We start from the raw sequence: 19,889 nt of genomic DNA on the forward strand, positions 1-19,889 counted from the left end.
ATTTCCTCCAGGCATTTGCGCTGTTGAGCCTCGGGGGGCTCGTCTTTGGCTGTTCCACTGCGCTTGCCCGGCCCGTCGCGGCCAAGTCCGGGTACTTCGTCGTCAACGGATGGGTCTTGCCGGCCCAACACTTTCAGCCAGCGCAAACATGATCAAAGACTACCAATCGCAGAAAGAACTGCGCGAGGCCTATGACATCTGCATCATCGGCGCGGGCCCGGCCGGTATCACCCTGGCGTTGCGCCTGGCCGGGCAGGGCAGGCAGGTGTTGTTGCTCGAGGGCGGTGGGCGCGAGTACTCGCAAGACTCGCAAGATCTCTACCAATGCCCCTCCACGGGCCTTGAGGTCTATGCCGAAGAAACCCGCCTGCGTTATCTGGGCGGGACGTCCAACCATTGGTCCGGGCGCTGCCGCCCCTTCGAAGCCTCCGACTTCAACACCGGCCCGCCCGTGCGCCTGCCCGGCTGGCCCATCGCGTTTGCCGAAATGCAGCGGCATCTGGCCGAAGCGATGGCCATTGTCGATCTGGCGCCGAATGCCAGTTTCAAGGCGATCAACGCTTCCCTGGACGGTGCCGACTTTGAAGCGGATCGCTTTCTGCTCAGCCCGCCGACCCGTTTTGCGACGAAGTACGCCAGGGAACTCAATGAAACCGAGGGCCTGGAAGTCTTCATTCATTGCAACTGCGTCGACCTCGAGTTCGACAGCGGGACCGGGCGCATTGCGGCCATCGTCGTTTCGGACTACCAACAGCGGCGCGAGCGGGTCAAGGCGCGGCAGTTCATCCTGGCCACCGGTGCGATCGAGAATGCCCGGCAACTGCTCAACAGCGAGTCGCTGGCGGCGGGCGGCATCGTCACCGAGGGCGGGCTGGTCGGCAAATGTTTCATGGAACACCTGAACGTCGAACTGGGCACCTTTATCCTCAAGGACGGGCAGGAAAAGAACTCCCGGGAGTATTTCACCACCGATGCCTTCGTCGCCCAGCATCGGGCAGGCAAGGGCAACGTCGCCATTTCGCTGGTCTCGGAAGTCAAGACCTATGGCCGTACGGCGGCGATCAAGAGTTTCTTCGAAAACCTGATCTGCGATATCGGCGTGGAGCAGAAGATCGAGTTCATCACCAAGTTCGATTGCCCGGGCGATGGGGTGATCGGCACGCTGATCGAGCAGTTTCCCAACCTCAACAGCCGCGTCTCGCTGGGACCCGAACGGGATGCCCTGGGCATGCGCAAGGCCACGGTGCATTGGGAGCTGAGCCCGGCGGACCGTGACACCGTCAAGTCCATCGGCCTGGAAATGGCCAAATGCTTTGCCGACACCGGCCTGGGCCTGGTCAAGCTGGAGCAGTGCGTCTATGACGAGACCGTGCCACTGAAGCTCAACCCCCATGCCCATCACATGGGGACTACGCGCATGGCCTCGGCGCCGGAGTTCGGCGTGGTCGACGAGAACTGCAAGGTCTTCGGCGTCGAGAACCTGCATATCGCCGGCAGCAGCGTTTTTGCGACCGGCGGTGCGAGCAATCCGACCATGCCGCTGTTACAACTGACACTAAGACTGGCGGAGCACATTAATAGTATAAGTTAGCGCTCAAATTGGATTTTCTGGCTGGTGCTCGTCAGGGTGGCTTGATCACGGCTCACCTGGCTGGATGTGCATCGGAATTTGGTAGCCAGCCTCCGGATCTGCGGAGGGGGAATGGAGATAGTCTGTTGAAAGTGACTTTTGTTCTGAGTGTGGCGAGCATGTCGGGCGGCATCCGCGTGGTGACCATCTATGCCCAGGCACTGGCTGACGCCGGCCATGATGTAACACTCGTTTCGCTGCCTTATCCCGCAATTCCGCTGCGCAGAAAGATCAAGAGCTTTGTCACCGGCAAGGGCTGGCTGGAAACACCGGTCATTCCTTCCTACCTGGACGACATGGACCTCGACCATCGGGTGATCGAAAAATACCGGCCGATCGTGGAATCCGACGTGCCGGATGCCGATGTGGTCATCGCCACCTGGTGGGAAACCGCCGAGTGGGTCAACGACCTGAGTCCGGCCAAGGGCGAGAAAGTGTATTTCGTGCAGGGGCACGAGATTTTCCCGTTCTGCCCGACAGACCGGGTCATCGCCACCTATAACAAGCTGCCGTTGCACAAGATCACCATTTCCCGCTGGCTGGCGGATCTGATGCGCGTGGAGTACGGCGACGCCGATGTCGACCTGGTGCCCAACAGTGTCGATCATCAGCAGTTCTTCGCCGCGCCCCGGGGCCGGCAGCAGCGCCCGACCCTGGGCTTTCTGTACCACGAAACCCCGTTGAAGGGCCTCGACGTGACGCTCGATGTAATCCGCGCCCTGGAGAAAAAGATCCCGGACCTGCGCGTCATTTCCTTTGGCAGCTTCGCACCCACGGGGGCGTTCGAGGTGCCGGCGAGTGTCGAATTCCACCTGGCGCCCGATCAGGAGCACATCCGCGACCTGTACACCCAATGCGATGTGTGGCTCGCCTCCAGTCGCAGCGAAGGCTTCAACCTGACGGCCATGGAAGCCATGGCCTGTCGGACGCCCGTGGTCTCGACCCGCACGGGTTGGCCGCTGGAAGCCATCACCCCGTTCAAGAACGGCGTGCTGGCAGACATTGATGACACCGAGGCGCTGACGGCGGGCGCCGAACACCTTCTGACCCTGGATGACGCGCAATGGCGTGAGGTTTCCGAAGCGGCCCACCAGACCGTGGCGGCCAGCTCCTGGGAACACTCGGCGAAGCTGTTCGAAGCGGCATTGGTCAAGGCGGTCGGCAAGCGCCCGTCCGGGCAACGTTCGGCCAAGACCGCCTCTTCCGTGGTGTAACAGCGGTGTGCCTGCCAGATTCCAGTGGTAGGGCAAACGGCGACTATAGTACCTTTTCGTGCCATTGATTTTGGGGTTGTAGTGATGCCACCAGCTGATGTATCGCCACCGTTGAGCCTGCGCAGGCGAGCGATATTCGCCGGGGCATGGAATCTGGGGGCGCTGGTGGCATCCCAGGGCATTCGCCTGGGTGGCAACCTGATCATGGCGCGCCTGCTGATGCCGGAAATGTTCGGCATCATGGTCATCGCCACCACCGTGTCGGTGGTGCTGCACCTGCTGTCCGATGTCGGCTTTCGCCAGAACATCATCCAGAGCCCGCGTGGCAACGATCCGGCCTTCCTCAATACCGTGTGGACCGCGCAGATCATCCGCGGCTTCATCCTTTTCGCCTTTACCCTGCTGATCGCCGGCTTCGCCTGGTTCGCCCAGTACATCCATATGTGGTCGGAGCATTCCACCTATGCCGCGCCCGAATTGCCACTGGTGCTGGCCCTGACCGGCCTGTCCGCGATCATCTATGGCTTCCAGTCGACCAAGGTCGATGTGGCGGTGCGCGACTTCCAGCAGAAAAAAGTCGTGCTCGCCGAGTTCGCCTCGCAGATCGCCGGCCTGCTGACGATGCTGGTGATCGGTTACTTCACCCGTTCGATCTGGTCGCTGGTGGGGGCCGGCCTGGTGTCTGCCCTGGTCATGACGCTGCTGGGCCATGTGTGGTTTTCCGGGCCTGCGAACCATCTGCACTGGGAGCGCCGCGCGCTGCAGGAAGTGGTGGGCTTCGGTCGCTGGATGCTGCTGTCGTCGGCGGTGGGCGTACTGGCGATGAATGGCGACCGCATCTGGTTCGGCGGCAGCATGTCGGCGGCCGAGCTGGGCGTCTATTCCATCGCTGTCCTGTTTCTCGGGGCGCTGCAAATGGGCATGCAACGCTTGCTCGGCGCCGTGGCGTTGCCGGCCTTCAGCGAAGCGGCGCGGGTCAATGACACGGCGCGACTGCACGCGCTGTACGACCGCTTCAAATTGCTGTTCGACCTGATCTCGCTGTTTCTCTGCGGATTGGCCTGGGTTCTCAGCCCATTACTGATCCACATTCTGTACGATGAGCGTTATGCCGGTGCTGGCCACATGCTGGCGATTCTTTCACTGTCTTTTTTCACCTGGCGTTTCGCCGTGGCGCATCAACTCTGGCTGGCGCTGGGGCTGACCAAGTACCAGGCGATGGACAACATCATCCGCGCCATCTCGCTGTGGGTGCTGTTGCCGCTGCTGCTGGCGGTTGGCGGCGTCGAGTACGCGATCTGGGGCGTTGCCCTGCATGCGTTGCCGACGCTGATCCTGGTGGCCTACGTCAATCGCAAGGTGGGCTTGTTCGATATCCGCCGCGAGCTGATGGTCTTGCCAATGATGCTGGTCGGGTGGTTATGCGGGGAGTTGGTGTTGGCGCTGTTTCACTGGTTTGACTGGGTGTGACAACCACGTGTCGAATCTCGGCGCGGGGGCTACGCTTAGTGACACGAATCGAGAATCAGGGTGAATCGAACCCTGGCACAGATGTTTACTGGATTTTTTTGGGGCTGACAGGATGATTGGTCTACTGAAACGCGCGATTGCTTGTTTCGCCATGAAAACGGGACGTTTAACCTGGCTCTACAAGCGATTCTGTCAACCGGACGGCCTGCAATGGGCGATCCACATGGCTCGCTGGGGCGGGCTGCACTCCATCGGCAAGAACGTGTGGATCAATCTGGGCTGCAACATCGCTGACCCGACGCTGGTGCGCCTGGGCAACAACGTCGGCCTGTCCGACTGCACGCTGTTCGGTCACGACGCCACCGTCGCCCTGCTCAATGTGCGCTACGGGACGAAGCTCGATTCGGTCGGCCCCATCGACATCCTCGACAACTGTTTCATCGGGCATGGCGCGATCATCCTGCCGCGCGTGACGATTGGCCCGGACTCGGTGGTGGCGGCCGGCGCCGTGGTGCTCCGCGATGTGCCGCCCGGCGTGGTGGTCGGAGGCAATCCGGCCAGGGTCATCTGCACGATGGAAACGCTGTTGAAGAACTCCCAGGAGCGCTGCGCCGCCTACCCGTGGATGGACCTCATCCGTGAGCGCGACGGCGAGTTCGACCCCGAACTGGAAGTGAAGCTGCGAGCCATGCGCGTCGAATATTTCTTTGGTGAAAAATCCAATGGTTAACGCGTCTCTCGATGTGCTGGTGGTCAACTACAACACGGCGGGCCTGTTGCAGCCGATGTTCAATGCGCTGCGCCAGCCCGACAGCGTGGACCGTGCGCGCTACCTGGTGGTGGATAACGCCTCGGTCGACAATTCGCTGGAGTGCCTGGCGACGGTCTGCCCGCAGGCCGTGCTGCTGAGCAACAAGGACAACGTCGGTTTTGGCCGGGCCAACAACCAACTGGTCGAACACCTGCAGGGCAAGTACGCGCTGCTGCTCAATACCGATGCCTTCGTCGCGGCGGACACCCTGAGCAAGACCCTCGACTATATGGAAGCGCATCCCGATTGCGGCATCCTGGGCGTGCGGCTGGAGGGCCGGGAAGGGGACTTACAGCCATCGTGCCGTTATTTCCCGACGCCATTGAACGTGTTTCTGTCGCGCACCGGGCTCGAGCGTTTCTTCCCGATGGTCAAGCGCGTCGACGACATGCAGTGGGATCACGCCTCGGTCCGTGAGTGCGACTGGGTGCCGGGCTGCTATTACCTGATCCGTCGCGAAGTGATCGACACGGTGGGGCTGTTCGATCCGCGCTACTTCCTTTATTACGAGGAAGTCGATCACTGCAAGCGGGTGAAGCAGGCCGGCTGGAAAGTGATCTTCTACCCGCACACCACCGTGGTGCATATCGGCGGGGAAAGCGCCAAGTCCGTGGATGAACTCAATGCCGCCAGCCGGCAGATACCCCGCCTGCAAATCGAGAGTGAGCTGTTGTATTTCCGCAAGCACCACGGCGTGGCGGGCCTGGCCTGGCACATGGCGCTGGTTTGCGTCGGCGACCTGATCCTGGCGCTCAAGGCCTTGCTCAAGCGCCGTGGCAGGGCCGCCATCGGTGCATGCTGGGAGCATGCCCGGGTTACCTGGGCGCTGTTGCGTGACACCAAATTCGCCACCCAACCCACACGGTAGAGCCATTCATGTTCGACAACATTCGCGCGGATCTGCGGGCTTACAACGGTGACTGGGGCGCCCAGGGTTTCTGGGTGATGCTGGTTTACCGCTTCGGGCGCTGGCGTTATGGCGTACGTCCGGCGCTGTTACGCAAAGTGTTTTCGTTCATCTATAAAGTGCTGTTCAAACTGGTGCAGATCCTGACGGGCATCGAGCTGCCGTGCGAGGTGGCGGTCGGGCGCAATTTTGTCATCGACCACTTCGGCGGCATCGTCGTCAGTGGATACGCGCAGTTTGGCGATGATTGCCGGATCCGCAATGGCGTGGTCGTCGGCCTGAAGAATGTCAGCGAACCCATTGCCCCGGTGATCGGCAACAACGTCGACATTGGCTCCGGCGCCAAGGTGCTGGGCAATATCCGCATCGGCAACAATGTGGTGATCGGTGCCAATGCCGTGGTCCTGACCGACGTACCGGACGACTGCGTGGCCGTGGGTGTGCCTGCGGTCATCAAGCAACGCAAGCCTGCACAGGCAAAGGAATGCTCATGAACGTTTTCGCTATCCGGCTCGGGTGAATGCCTTGATCAATGACATGGGCGTCGTGGTCATCGGCCGCAATGAAGGCCAGCGCCTGGAGCGTTGCCTGGCGTCGCTGGCCGCAACGGCGCAGCAGATCGTCTACGTCGATTCCGGGTCCACCGATGGTTCGGTGCAGCTGGCCCGTGCCCGCGGGGTGGCGGTGGTGGAGCTGGACATGAGCATCCCGTTTACCGCCGCGCGCGCACGCAACGAAGGGTTCGCCTGTGTGCAACGGCTGTTGCCGACGTTGCGGCATGTGCAGTTCGTCGACGGTGACTGTGAAGTGGTTGCCAGCTGGCTGCCCCAGGCCCGGGCGTTTCTCGATGCACGGCCCGACGTGGCGGTGGTGTGTGGACGGCGCCGTGAGCGTTTTCCAGAGCGCTCGGTGTACAACCTGATGTGTGACATCGAATGGGATACGCCGGTTGGCGAGACCCGGGCCTGTGGCGGCGATGCGCTGATGCGTGCGGATGCGTTTGCCGCCGTGTCGGGCTTTCGTGCCGACCTGATCGCGGGCGAAGAGCCGGAGTTGTGCGTGCGCCTGCGGGCCAAAGGCTGGAAGGTCTGGCGCCTGGACGAGGAAATGACCTTGCATGATGCGGCCATGACCCGTTTCGGCCAGTGGTGGAAACGCACCTTGCGCGGTGGTCACGCCTTCGCCGAAGGGGCTTCGTTGCACGGTGGTACGGCCGAGCAACATTGGCGCCGTGAATCGCGCCGGGCCTGGTTCTGGGGCCTGGGCGTGCCGCTGGCCACGCTGTTCGCCTGCGCGATACTGGGGGCGGCGGGGCTGTTGATCCTGCTGATCTATCCCTTGCAGGTTGCGCGCCTGGCTCGCCGGGGCGGCAGATCGGCGCGGCAGAACTGGCAATTGGCGTTCTTCCTGGTGCTGGGCAAGTTTCCCGAGATGCTCGGGCAGGTCAAATTTCTATTGAGCAGATTCGGCGCCGGCAAGTCGGCCTTGATCGAATACAAGTGAGGCGCACATGGATTATTGGCTCACCCTCGCAAGCCTGCTGAAGCTCAATGCCGGCGTCACGCCCAGGGCTTTCAAGAATCAGCTCAAGGTGCCGCTGCTGGTGGCGAACAACCGGCCGGCGCTCGAGCGGTTCTCCTCGCGCATGACCACGGCGCTGGGCGCCAACGGCCTGCAAAAACTGGGGACCGATTGCCTGGGGGTGGTGCAATGGCCCTATCTCAGCAAGCGCTGGGAGGCCGAAGAGCGGCTGGCAGCCATCGCGGCGCATTACGAAGTGGTCAGCCAGGGCTGTCCGCAATTGTTGTTGTCGGGGCGCAATGAAAGCCTGACGTTGGCCGACCTGTCCGAGTGGGCCGAGCGTTGCTCACTGGTGCTGGATCGGCCGAAATGGTTCATGCGTGAAGGGGAGTTGGTGCTGAACCTGTTCCAGGACGATCTGCGCATCGCCTCGCTGGCCTTCACCCTGGGCCGCACCGAGGCCGGGATGTGTCTGTTCATCGGCGCCGTCCAGGGCATTCACAAAGGCGTGGACAGCGACACTTCCCTGACCATTTACCGTGACCTGACCAAGGCGTTCGAAGGGTTGCGCCCGCGCAGTCTGCTGATCGAAGTGCTCAAGCACATGGCGGTCCGACTGGGTGTCGACAGGCTGTACGCCGTGACCGATGAACATCGTCATCACCGCCACCCGTACTTCGGCGCGAACAAGGCCCAGGAACTGGCGGCCAACTATGACGTGATCTGGCTGGAGCACGGGGCGACACCGTCCGACCGTGAAGACTTCTTCGAGCTGCCCATGGCGCCGTCGATCAAGCCGCTGGACACCATCGCCGCGAAAAAGCGCGCCATGTACCGCCGTCGTTATGAGTTGCTGCAAAGCACGTTCGGCAAAGTCGACAGCCTGTTGCTCGGCAGCGGCACGGCCGCCACGCCGGTGGCGGGCACTGATCCGCAGGCCGGCGTGGCATTGCCTGCCGCCGCCACTACCTCCAACGATCTTTAAGCCCGGTCCCTATGCGCATCGCTTATTTCATCAATCAATACCCCAAGGTCAGCCACAGCTTCATTCGTCGCGAGATCCTGGCGCTGGAGCGTCAGGGGTTCGAGGTCCAGCGCATTGCCTTGCGCGGCTGGGATGCCGAGCTGGTGGACGCCGAGGACGTGTCCGAGCGTGACAAGACCCAGTACGTGCTGCAAGGCGGCGTCAAGGCGCTGCTCAAGCCTGTGCTGCAGGTGTTGCGCGAGCGGCCACGGGCGTTTTTTTCCGCCTTGTGGCTGGCGCTGCGCATGGGGCGGCGTGCCGATCGCAGCTGGCCTTACCACTTGATCTACCTGGCGGAAGCCTGCCGTATGCTGCCCTGGCTGCAAGCCTGCGGACATGTGCATGCGCATTTCGGCACCAACTCCACTGAAGTGGTGATGCTTGCCAATGCCCTCGGCGGGCCGGCCTACAGCTTCACCGTGCACGGGCCGGAAGAGTTCGACAAACCGCAGTTCATTCATCTGGGCGAAAAGGTCCGGCGCTCGGCGTTCGTCGTCGCCATCAGTTCCTACGGGCGCAGCCAGTTGTATCGCTGGGTCGATCACGGGCACTGGAGCAAGGTCAAGGTCGTGCACTGTGGGCTGGAGCAGGCGTTCCATGACGTGCCGGCGGTGCCGATGCCGTTCCTGCCGCGCCTGGTTTGCGTGGGGCGCCTGTGTGAGCAGAAAGGCCAGTTGTTGCTGATGGAGGCTGCGCGCATCCTCGCGGCCAAAGGCGTGGCGTTCGAAATCGTCCTGGCGGGTGATGGTGAAATGCGTGGGCAGATCGAGGCGCTGATTGCCCGGCACGGCCTGCAGGCGCACGTGCAGATCACCGGCTGGATCAGCAGCGAGCAGGTGCGCGCGCATATTCTCGGGGCGCGGGCCATGGTCCTGCCCAGCTTCGCCGAAGGCTTGCCGGTGGTCATCATGGAAGCCATGGCGTTGCGCCGGCCCGTGCTGACCACCTACGTCGCCGGTATTCCCGAACTGGTGCGCCACGGCGAAAACGGCTGGCTGTTTCCCGCCGGCGCCGTGGCAGAATTGGCGGACGTGCTGGAAGACTGCCTGGCGCAACCGGACGACGTCTTGCAGCGCATGGGCGAGGCCGCGTATCAACGGGTGCTGGAGCGACACGACATCGACACCGAAGCGGCCAAGCTGGCCGCGCTCTTCAAGGCGCAGGCATGATCACATTACTCGGTTGGCTGTTCAGCGTTGTGCTGCTCCTCATCGTGCTGCCGGTGCTGGTGTTGTTCGTGCAGGTGCTGCTGGCCTGCCTGCCCGTGCGCTCGCGGGCACCTGCGCGGGCGACACGCCCACGGGTGGCGGTGCTGGTGCCGGCTCACAACGAGGCCCCGGTGATCGTCGCGACGATCAACAGCATCAAGGCGCAGTTGGTCGCGGGCGACCGCCTGTTGGTGGTGGCGGACAACTGTTCCGACGACACCGCCGCCGTGGCTCGCGCGGCCGGTGCCGAGGTGGTGGAACGCAGCAATGACCAGCAGCGCGGCAAGGGTTTTGCGCTGGAATTCGGTACCCGTCACCTGGCCGGCGACGCGCCTGAGGTGATGATCGTCATCGACGCCGATTGCCAGTTGGGGCAGGGCACCATCGAGCAGTTGGCGCTGCGCTGCATCGAATCGGGGCGACCGACCCAGGCATTGGACCTGATGCATGCGCCTGCCGGTGCCGGGCTGAAAGTGCAGTTGGCCGAGTTCGCCTGGTGTGTGAAGAACCGGGTGCGGCCGCGTGGCTGGGCATGGCTGGGCCTGCCGTGCCCGTTGATGGGCACGGGCATGGCGTTTGTCTGGAAGGACCTGGCGTTGATCGAACTGGGCAGCGACCATATCGTCGAAGACTTGAAGATGGGCCTGGACTTATGCCGCAACGGCAAGCCGCCGCTGTTTTGCCCGGATGCGCTGGTCACCAGCTACTTCCCCCGCACCGAGGAAGGCCTGGTCAGTCAGCGAACCCGCTGGGAGCATGGCCACCTGGGCGTGATTCTCGGCGATGCGCCGAAGTTGTTCGTGGAATCCTTGCGCCAGCGCAACTGGAACCTGCTGGCGATGACCCTGGACATGTGGGTCCCGCCATTGGCCTTGCTGACCCTGGTGCTGGGGGCTGGCTTTGTGTTGTCGTGGCTGCTGTTCCTGTTTGGCGGGCCCTCGGCACCGGCGCTGATCGCCACCGTGGGGATGGCCATCCTGGGCACGGCGATCCTGCTGGCATGGAGTCAATTCGGCCGCGCGATCATCTCGTTCACCGCCCTGATGTATGCGCCGCTCTACGCGTTGAAGAAAATTCCCTTGTACATCGGCTTCTTGCTCAAGCGCCAGGTCGAATGGGTGCGTTCGAAACGGGATGATCATTGATGAGTGCTTCAGGCTGGCGGCATCACTGGCAAACGATCGTGGCTAACATCAGGGTGGTCAACGATGCGGGCGACGAGAAAGCCCTGATCGAAACGCTCACCAGGCCGCAGGCGACCACCGTTGTCGGTTTCGTCAACGCCCACGCCATGAACCTGGTGACCGGCAACCGCGACTATTGTCAGGCGCTGTCCGCCGCTGATGTTTTGCTGCGCGATGGTTCAGGCATGGCCATTCTCTTTCGCCGGCTGGGTGTCGAACCGGGGCTGAACATGAATGGCACCGATTTGATTCCCAAGCTGCTGGCCGCCTACAAGGGGCGGCGAGTGGCCTTCTGGGGCACGCAGGAGCCCTGGCTGGCCGAAGCGGTGCGACACAGCCAAGCCAGGTTTTCGGTTGACGTGGTGTCGGTGCATCATGGTTTTTCACCGGCCCAGACCTATGTCGATCTGGCCCGGCAGTATCAGCCGGAACTGGTGGTGCTGGGCATGGGCATGCCCAAGCAGGAAGCCGTTGCCGCCTTGCTGGCGGCCGGCGGCGAGCCCTGCCTCGTGGTGTGTGGCGGGGCCATCCTCGACTTCCTCGGCGGCAAGGTTTCACGCGCTCCGCAATGGATGCGTCGCCTCGGTTGTGAATGGGTATTTCGGCTGCTCAGCGAGCCGCGGCGTCTGTTTACGCGCTACGTCGTGGGTAACCCGATGTTTCTGTTACGCACTTTTCTCAGCAGGCCCTCTTGAGCGTTGAGGGGACTTCGTATCACTTCTGAAATATCTTGCAAAACTCTCGGCTTGCATCTTTACTCTGCTTAGTATTCTGGCTTGGCAGCTGTACTAGAGACTGTTTTCTTCACAAAGATTTTCGACGGCGAAATGGCGTCAAAAAATCTGGATTCCACGGAGGGAGTTGCGAGTTTTTCGCAAGAAGGAAAGTGTGACACGCATTTGGAAATGGCGCGCAAAACGCCATGGTCTGACTCGCTGTCGCGTCGTAGTGTGCCTGTGTCGAATAGTGGGTTTATTGGTTTGCAGATTAAATAAACTTCATTTGACGTGCGTTGATAAAGATGAAAACGATCGTGACGGAAAGTTTGCGCAAGTTGTTATCCCCCTCGCTGCGATTCGAACTGCGCAAAGCATTCGCGTGGCTGCAGGACAGCCTCGCAAGGGCCTGTTTCTGGCGCTGGGAGATGGCCCGTTTCAAACTGCGCGAAGACAGTGCCCACGACATTTTGTATGTGGGTACGAAAGACCGCCGGGAGTTCGTCCAGGTATTGCTGGGGGCTCAGGCACCAGGCGCAGACACCCGCCTGAGACTGCAAAAATCCGAACACACGTTATTGGTCACCGAGGTGCCGACCCCCGGCGCCCTGTTCGTGCCGCAACAGTTGAGCGCCGTCGTACCGCTGCGCCGTTCGCTTGACGAGATCACCGGGCAATACAACAGCGAATTGCGGCGAAACCTGCGCAAACACCGCGCGCGTTATCGGATGCAACAAGCGTTGAACGATGACGATATCGCCAGCGCGGACCGCGACATGCTCCAGCCTTATGCCCGTGCCAGACACGGCAGTGCGGCGTCGCAAATTCAGACGCAGGAAGTGCATCGGGTGGCCAAGAGCGCCGGGCGACTGGACCTGGTGCTGCTGGAAGATGACGTGGTTGCCTGTCACCTGGGTTGCACCGTCACCCGTTCCGGCAAGCGCTACTGGAGCACCGTCCGTTTTGGCTACCCGGATACGGTGTTCTCCGATCACAAGAAATTGCGCGAGGTGAATTCGATCACCACTTTCATGGCGCTGGAGTGGGCGATCGAGAATAACTTCGATTATTACGATATCGGCACCTGCCTGGCTCGCCCGGACGATGGATTGCTTGAGTGGAAGAGACGGCGTGGGGGGGATGTCGACACGCTGGGTAATCATGGTTACTTGTTTGTGAAGTTGCCGAAAGTGGGGGCCGAGCAGTTTCTTTGGGAGACGCCTTTATTTGCTGTTGAAAATGGAAAGTTGACGCTGCATCTGGGCGTGCCGAGTGCCAGGAGTGATGAGGAAGTAGCTGTTCGTTATCGCGAAATGGGTTTCGGTGGGCTATCGAAAGTTTATCTCCATTGTGCAGCTCCGCCGCGAGAACAACTGCTCGATATATTGCGCAGTCGATACAGTCACTTGAACTCACCGCCCGTGCTGGAATACGTGTTGTCACCTGAAAAGTTGCCGATTGCAAAGTTCATTGGGTATAGCCGCGGTTAAAAGGGTGAGCACATGTTGCACTTCAATGCGTTGACCAGCAGCCCGTCGAAGTCCAGGTGGAGCCTCGCTGCGTATAAATACATGTTTGACACCCGGGTGACCCGCAAGCCAGCGGCCACCCTTGAAAGCCTGGCGGTCAAATCCTGGGAAATCGCCCCCGCTTCGCAGACGATTGCGCCGCCGGCGTTTTACCTGCCCAACCAGCTCGAACGCGTGACGGGGTGGGAGGAAGCGCTTTTCTATCCCAACGAACATCCCCGCCGCACCATGGAAGGCACCGGGCCGGTCGAGCACGGGGCGACCCGGGGCTTCCTGCTCAAGGACGTGTGGATGATCGACGGCGCGCTGTACAAGGGCAACGCCAAGTCCTGGCTGACCCCGGGTGCGGGTCGGTTGCCGGGCATTCGCGTCGAACAGGAAATTGATCGCGGCGCGTTGTACTGCACCATGGGCGGCAATAAATGGTTCGGCAGCTGGTTGATGGACGACTGCCTGACCTATCGCCTGGCTTGCGAAGAGGGCGTGCCGGTCACCTCCGCACCGTTTGCCGACAACGTTTCGGTGGCGCGCAACGGCATCCTGCACGCTCCCGGTTACGAGCGTTGGCTGGGCATGAACCCGCTGCGCGTGCGCAATGCATTCTTTCGCGAACTGGTGATCTTCAACGACCTCAGTCAGAACCTGGATAAACACCTGCGGTTTCGGGCCATGGGCGAAAAGTTGCTCTCCCACGTCAATGTCAGCAGCCATCCCGGCGTGTTCATCGTGCGAGGCGGCCACGGTGCTTCGCGACGGTTGCGCAACGAAATGGAAGTCGCCGAGCGGCTGCGCGACCGCCGGGGTTTTCGCATTCTCGACCCGGCCGTCTGCGATGTGCCGACCATCGTGGCCGCCTGTGCCGGGGCCAGGACAGTGGTGGGTATCGAGGGCAGTCACCTGATCCACGGCGTCAACGTCCTGCCGCCCGGTGGGTCGCTGCTGGTGCTGCAACCGCCGAACCGCTTCCTGTGCTTCTTCAAATACCTGACGGACCGCGATCAGCAGAACTTCGGTTTTGTCGTGGGTATGCCGGAGGGGGACGGGTTCCGGATCGACTCGGATGAAGTGGAACGCACCCTGGATCTGCTGCCGGTGTCGCAGGATACGCAGAGCCGCTACGCCGCTCTCTGAACCTTGTTATACCTGTAGGAGCGAGCTTGCTCGCGATGGTGGTCAACGATAACGCTGGCCGCCTGACACTCCGCGGTGTCTGATCCACCATCGCGAGCAAGCTCGCTCCTACAGGTACGGTGTGATCCTCTGTGGGAGCGAGCCTGCTCGCGATGAATACCCAGGCACCGCGGAGTGCCAGGCAGCCAGCGTTATCGTTGAACTCCATCGCGGGCAAGCCCGCTCCTACAGGTTGGGGTTGGGGTCAATAGGCGTGCTTGCCGGTGAACGCGAATACCGTGCGCACGAGGATGGTGAAGTCCAGCCACAGCGACCAGTTGTTGATGTACTCGATGTCCGAATCGACCCGGCGGATCATCTGGTCGATTTCCCGGGTTTCGCCCCGCAGGCCGCGCACCTGGGCCAGGCCGGTGATGCCGGGTTTGATGTTGTGGCGGGCAAAGTAGCCCGAGACATCCGGCGAATACTGCACGTCATGGGCGATGGCGTGCGGGCGAGGGCCCACCAGTGACATTTCCCCCATCAATACGTTGAACAGCTGCGGCAGCTCGTCGAGGCTGGTGCGGCGGATGAACGCGCCCACCCGGGTGACTCGTGGATCGTTCTTCTGTGCCTGCTTGATGGTCCCCTCGGCCGGTTGATGGACCACCATGCTGCGGAATTTCCAGATGCGGAAGGACTCGCCGCTCCAGCCCATGCGCTCCTGCCGGAAGAACACCGGCCCCGGGCTGTCGAGCTTGATCGCCAGGGCAACCAGCGCCAGTACCGGGGCGGCCAGGAGCAGGATGAGAACGGTCAGGACCTTGTCTTCGAGGTTCTTGAGGAACAGGCGCATGCCAATCAGCGGGGTTTCCGACAGGGTCAGCACGGGAATCCCGGCGATTTCGCGGACACTGTGGTTGATCAGGCGCAGGGAAAAGATGTCCGGCACCCAGTTAACCGAAATGTGTTTATCGAACAATCTCAGGTAAACGTCCTGAATGACTTCGGAGCCGCCCAGCGGCGTGACGAAATACACGGTGCGGATGGAATGCTTGACCACCAGATCATCCAGGTGGGAAATGTCGCCAAGGATCGACAGGCGATGCTTGCCGTTCGCCGGTTCCTTGCCGCGATCATCGTCCGCGCCAATCAGCACGCAGCCGACAATGCGTTCGCCCAGCCACGGGTTGGTGCTGATTTTCTTGTGCAGGTAGTTCGCCAGTTCGCCCGAGCCGATGATCAGGGCATTTTCCAGTTGCGTCGGATGGGCCAGGAATTTCTTCTGCATTTCCCGGGTGGCCAGATGCAGCAACAGCTGGGCCACGTAACCCAGCACGAACAATTCACCCATCAACAGACGTGAATAGACCTCACTCTGTTTGGTCAGGAACGCCATGGCCACCAGGAAGCCGAAGGTCGCGGTCCAGGCCTTGAGGAGCTTGAAGGCCTTGATGGTAAACACCACGTTGCTGCGGTAAATGGCGTAGTGGTCATACACCACGGCTAATGCGCCAAGCAGCAATAGCAGCATGATGACGTAGTCTTGCGTGATGTAGCCGATGTGATAGTTGATCAGGAACCAGGCAACGCCGGTGACCGCAACACAATCGAGACCTGCCTGGATAACGGTACTGGTACTGCTTCTACGCTGGAGCACGGAGCGGGTATTGTTAGGCTCAAAAATCATGCTTGGACCTCATTTGCTTTCCTTCGCGCTCGTTAATGACGAGATTCAGGTCTATCAGCTCCCCCACGAGAGCCCTGGCGTCACCGGCAAGCCACTTCAAACGCATCACCCGTCTCATCGCCGGAATATTGCTGTTCAGGTAGATGAAGACGGGTGCTGTCACTTTAGCAGTACTGGGCAATCAGTCACGACATTGCTCAGGTTTGATACAACATCCTTGTCAAAAAATGAAGCGTGTCACGTGCCCCTCAAGCCAGCATCGACAGCAAACCACCCTGGCGATCCAGCTTTGCCAGGTCGTCGAACCCGCCGACATGGGTCTGGCCGATGAAAATCTGCGGCACGCTGCGACGGCCACCGCTGCGGCTGAGCATCTCCTGGAATTTCCCCGGTTCGGCCTGGACGTTGATTTCCTGGGCAACGATGCCTCGGCTGGCCAGCAGCGCCTTGGCGTTGCGGCAGTACGGGCAGGTATCGGTGGTGTAGAGCGTCACAGTGTTCATCAGCGGTACTCCTCGGTTAAACAGTGGTTCAAGCCTCGATGGTCGGGAAGTCGATATCGGTCAGCGCGGCGTTGTTGAGGTAGTTGGTCAACGTCATCAGGGCGACCTGGGCGATCACTTCGATGATCTTGGCGTCGTCGATACCGGCGTCCCGCGCGGCTGCCAGATGATCGTCGCTCAACTGGCCACGGCGTTCGGTGATCTGCCGGGCGAGGGTGGCGACGGCGTTGAGCTGGCCATGGCGGGCGTCGAGGATTTCCTGGGCCGACATCCCGGCTTTACCGGCAAAGAAGGTGTGGGCGCTCAGGCAGTAGTCGCAGCCGTTGACCTGGGACGTGGCCAGGGCGATCACTTCCTTCTCGACCGCGCTGAGCGAAGTCTTGCCCAGGGTGGCCGACTGCTGCATGTAGGACGTCAGCACGGCAGGGGCGTGGATCAGGGTTTTGAACATGTTCGGCAGGAAGCCGATTTTTTTCTGCACGCCTTCCAGCAGCGGGCGGGTGGCGTCATTGGCTTGGTCGAGGCTCAGGGTGTTGATGCGGCTCATGGTGATTCTCCGATAAGGGCGCGGTATGCGCTGGGTACGGAGTTCATGCTAATGATCAGTGCTGGTGTATTGGGTGCAAATCGTCGAGGATATGCGACAGATCGTCCAGATCTTCTCTCGGGAGTTCGTTCATGGATCGTTTATCGACCTTGCTCAGTCATTTCGGCGTCAGTGCCGGCACCTTCCACAGCGGTACGTTCTGCGGCATTACCGCGTTTGACGGCGAGCAGGCCTGCGGCCACCTGCATCTGTTGCGCGCTGGCGAGCTGACCCTGAAGCTGGCCGATGAGCGGGAACAGCAACTCGACACCCCGACCTTGATCTTTTTCCCCAGGCCCTACCGCCATCGGCTGTTTGCCGCCGACGACTCGGATACGCAACTGGTGTGCGCCTCACTGGATTTCGACGGTGGCGCCGGCAATGCCCTGGCGGCGGCGTTGCCGGATTATCTGGTGCTGGACCTCAAGGACCTGCCGACCCTGGCCGGCACCCTCGACTGGTTGTTCAAGGAGGCCTTCGACGGTCTGTGCGGGCGCGAAGCGATGATGGATCGCCTGTTCGAAGTGCTGGTCATCCAGTTGTTGCGCCACCTGCTCAGCAGTCGCGAACAAAGCCCCGGCCTGATGGCGGGCCTGGCCGATGCACGGCTGTCGCGGGCCCTGAGCCTGATGCACGACACGCCCGCCAAGGCCTGGACCGTGGCCGAGCTGTCGGCCGCCGCCAACATGTCCAGGGCCAGTTTTGCCGAACATTTTCGTCAGGTGGTGGGGCAGACGCCGGTGGACTACCTGGTGAGCTGGCGTGTCAGCCTGGCGCAGAAGCGCCTGCGGGAGGGCAAGTTGATTGCCTTGATTGCCGATGAAGTCGGCTACGAGAGCCCGTCGGCCCTGGCCCGGGCGTTCCGCCGCAAGACCGGGGTCAGCCCGCGCGAGTGGGGGCAGGCTGGCAAGCGTCGCTAGACGCTCGCACTCATTTATTCATGCCGTCTTCGATTTCGATGCCTTGCGCTTGCATGGCCTTGATCAGCTCGGCGCGAGTGCCGGGCAGGTTGAGCATGGTTTCGGCGCGCAGGGCGGTGACTTCTTCGGCGGTGTAGGGCTGGTAATGCTCTGGCACGCTTTTGCCGGCCATGCCGCCTGGACGCATCAGCCAGTTGAGCAGGTCGGCCAGTTGCGCGTTGTTCAACGCCGATTGCGACATGCCGGGAACACGTACGAGGAACTCGCGCCCACCGGGGACTTTCAGAAAGTTGCCGACAAACCCGGCCATGCGTGGCGTGTCATTGGCGGGTGAGCCCATGCCGTTGCCCAGGTGGCAGCCGGCGCATTGCAACTGGTAGTTCACGCCAACGCTATAGCCTGCCTCGGCAATCGGTGTTTGCAGTTCTTCGTTGCCCGGTGCATGGCGCTGGTTCGGATTGGGAATGGCGCGTGCGTGGGCAAGTGGGGTGAGGAAAAGGCAGGCCAGGCCGAGGATTAACATGTGACGCATGACAGACCCTTCTTGTTGTTATGACCGATCCCTGTCCCTGTAGGAGCGAGCTTGCTCGCGATGGTCGTCAGGACGCCGCTGAGTGTCAGGTATCCAGCGTCATCGTTAACGTCCATCGCGAGCAAGCTCGCTCCTACAGGGGGCGGGGGGTGAGGTGTTACATCAACTCAAACAGCCACGCCGCGGATGATCGAAACGGTGCAGTGATAGATGTGCGATTTGGCGGCCAGGCACCAGTTCACATCGTTGTTGTTGAACGGGCGGTAGGCCGGTTCTTCACTGTCGTTACGGGTGCAGGCGCACTGGGCGCAGCTTTGCTTACCGCAGCAGTCGTTGTAGGAAATGATGTAGTCCTTGCCGTCCGCCGGGTTGCGACAGGTGCCGATCCAGGTCACTTGCGAGGCCTCGGTGCCCGGTGGGCAGGAGGTCACCGACCCGCCGCAGCAGCTGCACAGAAAGCCGTCGATGGAGCAGTAGCGCCAGTAGTCGCAACTGTTCGGATCACCGGGGTCGCCGGCTTTCGGGTCGGTGGCGGCCAGCGCCTTGCTGGTGCGATCCAGCGGCAGCAGCAGGGGCAGGGCGGCACCAGCCACCATCAGCGAGCCCATGCGCGACAGCAGTTTGCGGCGCGAAGTGGTGTCGGCAACACGGCGCGTCGAGCGCTCGAACAACAGATCCAGCAGTTTCATGAAAGTCTCCCTGCCTTATCAGTGGCTATGGCCGTGGCTGTGGTCGTGGTTGTGCTCGTGTGGCTGAGCGTTGAGGTATTGCTGCAAGGTCGCGTGCTTCAGGTGTTCCACTTCGAACAGGCTGTCCAGGTGCTCGCGGGAATTGACCAGGCCCTTGGCGCGCAGGGTGCCGGCCTTGTCGATCAGCGCCGCGTAAGGCAGCTTGCCGATCTGGTAGGTCATGCCCACTTCCGGGCCGACCACGTAGGTGGCGTCTTCCAGCTTGTGTTCGCGGATCAGCGCTTGCTGGGCGTCCATGTCGCCATCGCTGACGAACACCACGTCCAGGCTGCCGGCCTGTTCCTTGGCGATGGATTTGATCGCCGGCAGCAGCGACTTGCAGATCGGGCAGGTCGGCGAAAGGAAGAACAGCAGTTGCGATTTTTCCCCGGCATAACCGAAGTTCACCGGGCGACCGTGACGGTCGGCGGCGGTGATTTGCGGTGCGGCTTCGTTGACGGCCACGCCTTTGTCGACCATCAGCGCGCCGGCTGGCGCCAGGCGACCGTGCAGTACACCAATCTGACGCACCAGGCCCATGACGACGAACGCCAGGGCCACCAGCAGCACCCAGAGCAAAACGTTGGAAACGATCAAGCCTTCCAT

General features: G+C 61.6%; 20 protein-coding genes. 14 read left to right on the forward strand and 6 right to left on the reverse strand.

Going from position 1 to position 19,889, the window contains the following annotated elements; genetic code table 11:
* The first annotated feature begins 148 nt into the window (after nucleotides 1–148).
* The 13 genes from ABVN20_RS03495 (at nucleotide 149) to ABVN20_RS03555 (ending at nucleotide 14,345) form a co-directional block, all read left to right on the forward strand.
* Nucleotides 149–1,591: an FAD-dependent oxidoreductase gene (locus ABVN20_RS03495; protein WP_368554101.1), complete on the forward strand. Its 1,443-nt coding sequence runs from the start codon at nucleotides 149–151 to the stop codon at nucleotides 1,589–1,591.
* A 131-nt stretch (nucleotides 1,592–1,722) separates the two neighbouring features.
* The gene (locus ABVN20_RS03500; protein ID WP_368554557.1) at nucleotides 1,723–2,844 is read left to right on the forward strand and encodes a glycosyltransferase family 4 protein; all 1,122 of its coding nucleotides are present in this window, start codon (nucleotides 1,723–1,725) and stop codon (nucleotides 2,842–2,844) included.
* A gap of 84 nt (nucleotides 2,845–2,928) precedes the next feature.
* A complete protein-coding gene (locus tag ABVN20_RS03505) occupies nucleotides 2,929–4,314 on the forward strand; it encodes an oligosaccharide flippase family protein (protein WP_368554102.1) in 1,386 nt (461 codons plus the stop codon).
* A 112-nt stretch (nucleotides 4,315–4,426) separates the two neighbouring features.
* Nucleotides 4,427–5,044: an acyltransferase gene (locus ABVN20_RS03510; RefSeq protein ID WP_368554103.1), complete on the forward strand. Its 618-nt coding sequence runs from the start codon at nucleotides 4,427–4,429 to the stop codon at nucleotides 5,042–5,044.
* Nucleotides 5,037–5,993 carry a glycosyltransferase family 2 protein gene (locus tag ABVN20_RS03515; protein WP_368554104.1) on the forward strand — a complete coding sequence of 319 codons (957 nt, stop codon included), beginning with the start codon at nucleotides 5,037–5,039 and terminating at the stop codon, nucleotides 5,991–5,993. The genes ABVN20_RS03510 and ABVN20_RS03515 overlap by 8 nt, the downstream gene beginning before the upstream one ends.
* An 8-nt stretch (nucleotides 5,994–6,001) precedes the next feature.
* Nucleotides 6,002–6,526, forward strand: a complete 525-nt coding sequence (locus ABVN20_RS03520) for a serine O-acetyltransferase (RefSeq protein WP_368554105.1) — start codon at nucleotides 6,002–6,004, stop codon at nucleotides 6,524–6,526.
* Between the two features lie 31 nt (nucleotides 6,527–6,557).
* Nucleotides 6,558–7,535, forward strand: a complete 978-nt coding sequence (locus ABVN20_RS03525; protein ID WP_368554106.1) for a glycosyltransferase — start codon at nucleotides 6,558–6,560, stop codon at nucleotides 7,533–7,535.
* A gap of 7 nt (nucleotides 7,536–7,542) precedes the next feature.
* Nucleotides 7,543–8,538 (forward strand): VirK/YbjX family protein, encoded by a 996-nt coding sequence (locus ABVN20_RS03530; protein WP_368554107.1) that lies wholly within the window; start codon nucleotides 7,543–7,545, stop codon nucleotides 8,536–8,538.
* Nucleotides 8,539–8,549: 11 nt separating this feature from the next.
* Nucleotides 8,550–9,746, forward strand: coding sequence for a glycosyltransferase (locus ABVN20_RS03535; protein WP_368554108.1), 1,197 nt, complete (start codon nucleotides 8,550–8,552; stop codon nucleotides 9,744–9,746).
* Nucleotides 9,743–10,930 carry a glycosyltransferase family 2 protein gene (locus tag ABVN20_RS03540; protein WP_368554109.1) on the forward strand — a complete coding sequence of 396 codons (1,188 nt, stop codon included), beginning with the start codon at nucleotides 9,743–9,745 and terminating at the stop codon, nucleotides 10,928–10,930. The genes ABVN20_RS03535 and ABVN20_RS03540 overlap by 4 nt, the downstream gene beginning before the upstream one ends.
* Complete coding sequence (locus tag ABVN20_RS03545) at nucleotides 10,930–11,664, forward strand: WecB/TagA/CpsF family glycosyltransferase (protein ID WP_368554110.1); 735 nt, start codon at nucleotides 10,930–10,932, stop codon at nucleotides 11,662–11,664. The genes ABVN20_RS03540 and ABVN20_RS03545 overlap by 1 nt, the downstream gene beginning before the upstream one ends.
* A gap of 326 nt (nucleotides 11,665–11,990) precedes the next feature.
* A complete protein-coding gene (locus tag ABVN20_RS03550; protein ID WP_368554111.1) occupies nucleotides 11,991–13,175 on the forward strand; it encodes a hypothetical protein in 1,185 nt (394 codons plus the stop codon).
* A 12-nt stretch (nucleotides 13,176–13,187) separates the two neighbouring features.
* Nucleotides 13,188–14,345: a glycosyltransferase 61 family protein gene (locus ABVN20_RS03555; RefSeq protein WP_368554112.1), complete on the forward strand. Its 1,158-nt coding sequence runs from the start codon at nucleotides 13,188–13,190 to the stop codon at nucleotides 14,343–14,345.
* A 244-nt stretch (nucleotides 14,346–14,589) separates the two neighbouring features.
* Here ABVN20_RS03555 and ABVN20_RS03560 read toward each other — a convergent pair whose 3' ends face one another.
* The 3 genes from ABVN20_RS03560 to ABVN20_RS03570 all read right to left on the reverse strand — a co-directional run bounded on the left by ABVN20_RS03560 (nucleotide 14,590) and on the right by ABVN20_RS03570 (nucleotide 17,064).
* Nucleotides 14,590–16,014 carry an undecaprenyl-phosphate glucose phosphotransferase gene (locus ABVN20_RS03560; protein ID WP_368554113.1) on the reverse strand — a complete coding sequence of 475 codons (1,425 nt, stop codon included), beginning with the start codon at nucleotides 16,012–16,014 and terminating at the stop codon, nucleotides 14,590–14,592.
* A 248-nt stretch (nucleotides 16,015–16,262) separates the two neighbouring features.
* Nucleotides 16,263–16,517, reverse strand: a complete 255-nt coding sequence (gene grxC / locus ABVN20_RS03565) for a glutaredoxin 3 (RefSeq protein ID WP_368554114.1) — start codon at nucleotides 16,515–16,517, stop codon at nucleotides 16,263–16,265.
* A 28-nt stretch (nucleotides 16,518–16,545) separates the two neighbouring features.
* The gene (locus ABVN20_RS03570; protein WP_368554115.1) at nucleotides 16,546–17,064 is read right to left on the reverse strand and encodes a carboxymuconolactone decarboxylase family protein; all 519 of its coding nucleotides are present in this window, start codon (nucleotides 17,062–17,064) and stop codon (nucleotides 16,546–16,548) included.
* 131 nt (nucleotides 17,065–17,195) lie between these two features.
* Here ABVN20_RS03570 and ABVN20_RS03575 point away from each other — a divergent pair, with 131 nt between their 5' ends.
* Entirely contained in the window at nucleotides 17,196–18,023 is an 828-nt protein-coding gene (locus ABVN20_RS03575; RefSeq protein ID WP_368554116.1) for a cupin domain-containing protein, read from the forward strand.
* A 10-nt stretch (nucleotides 18,024–18,033) separates the two neighbouring features.
* Here ABVN20_RS03575 and ABVN20_RS03580 read toward each other — a convergent pair whose 3' ends face one another.
* From ABVN20_RS03580 to mauD, 3 genes are all read right to left on the reverse strand, one after another.
* On the reverse strand, nucleotides 18,034–18,555 hold the full coding sequence (locus tag ABVN20_RS03580) for a cytochrome C (RefSeq protein WP_368554117.1): 522 nt from the start codon (nucleotides 18,553–18,555) through the stop codon (nucleotides 18,034–18,036).
* 167 nt (nucleotides 18,556–18,722) lie between these two features.
* A complete protein-coding gene (locus ABVN20_RS03585) occupies nucleotides 18,723–19,244 on the reverse strand; it encodes a methylamine dehydrogenase light chain (protein ID WP_027620621.1) in 522 nt (173 codons plus the stop codon).
* Nucleotides 19,245–19,262: 18 nt separating this feature from the next.
* Complete coding sequence (mauD, locus tag ABVN20_RS03590; protein WP_368554118.1) at nucleotides 19,263–19,889, reverse strand: methylamine dehydrogenase accessory protein MauD; 627 nt, start codon at nucleotides 19,887–19,889, stop codon at nucleotides 19,263–19,265.

Source organism: Pseudomonas sp. MYb118 (assembly GCF_040947875.1).
GTDB lineage: Bacteria > Pseudomonadota > Gammaproteobacteria > Pseudomonadales > Pseudomonadaceae > Aquipseudomonas.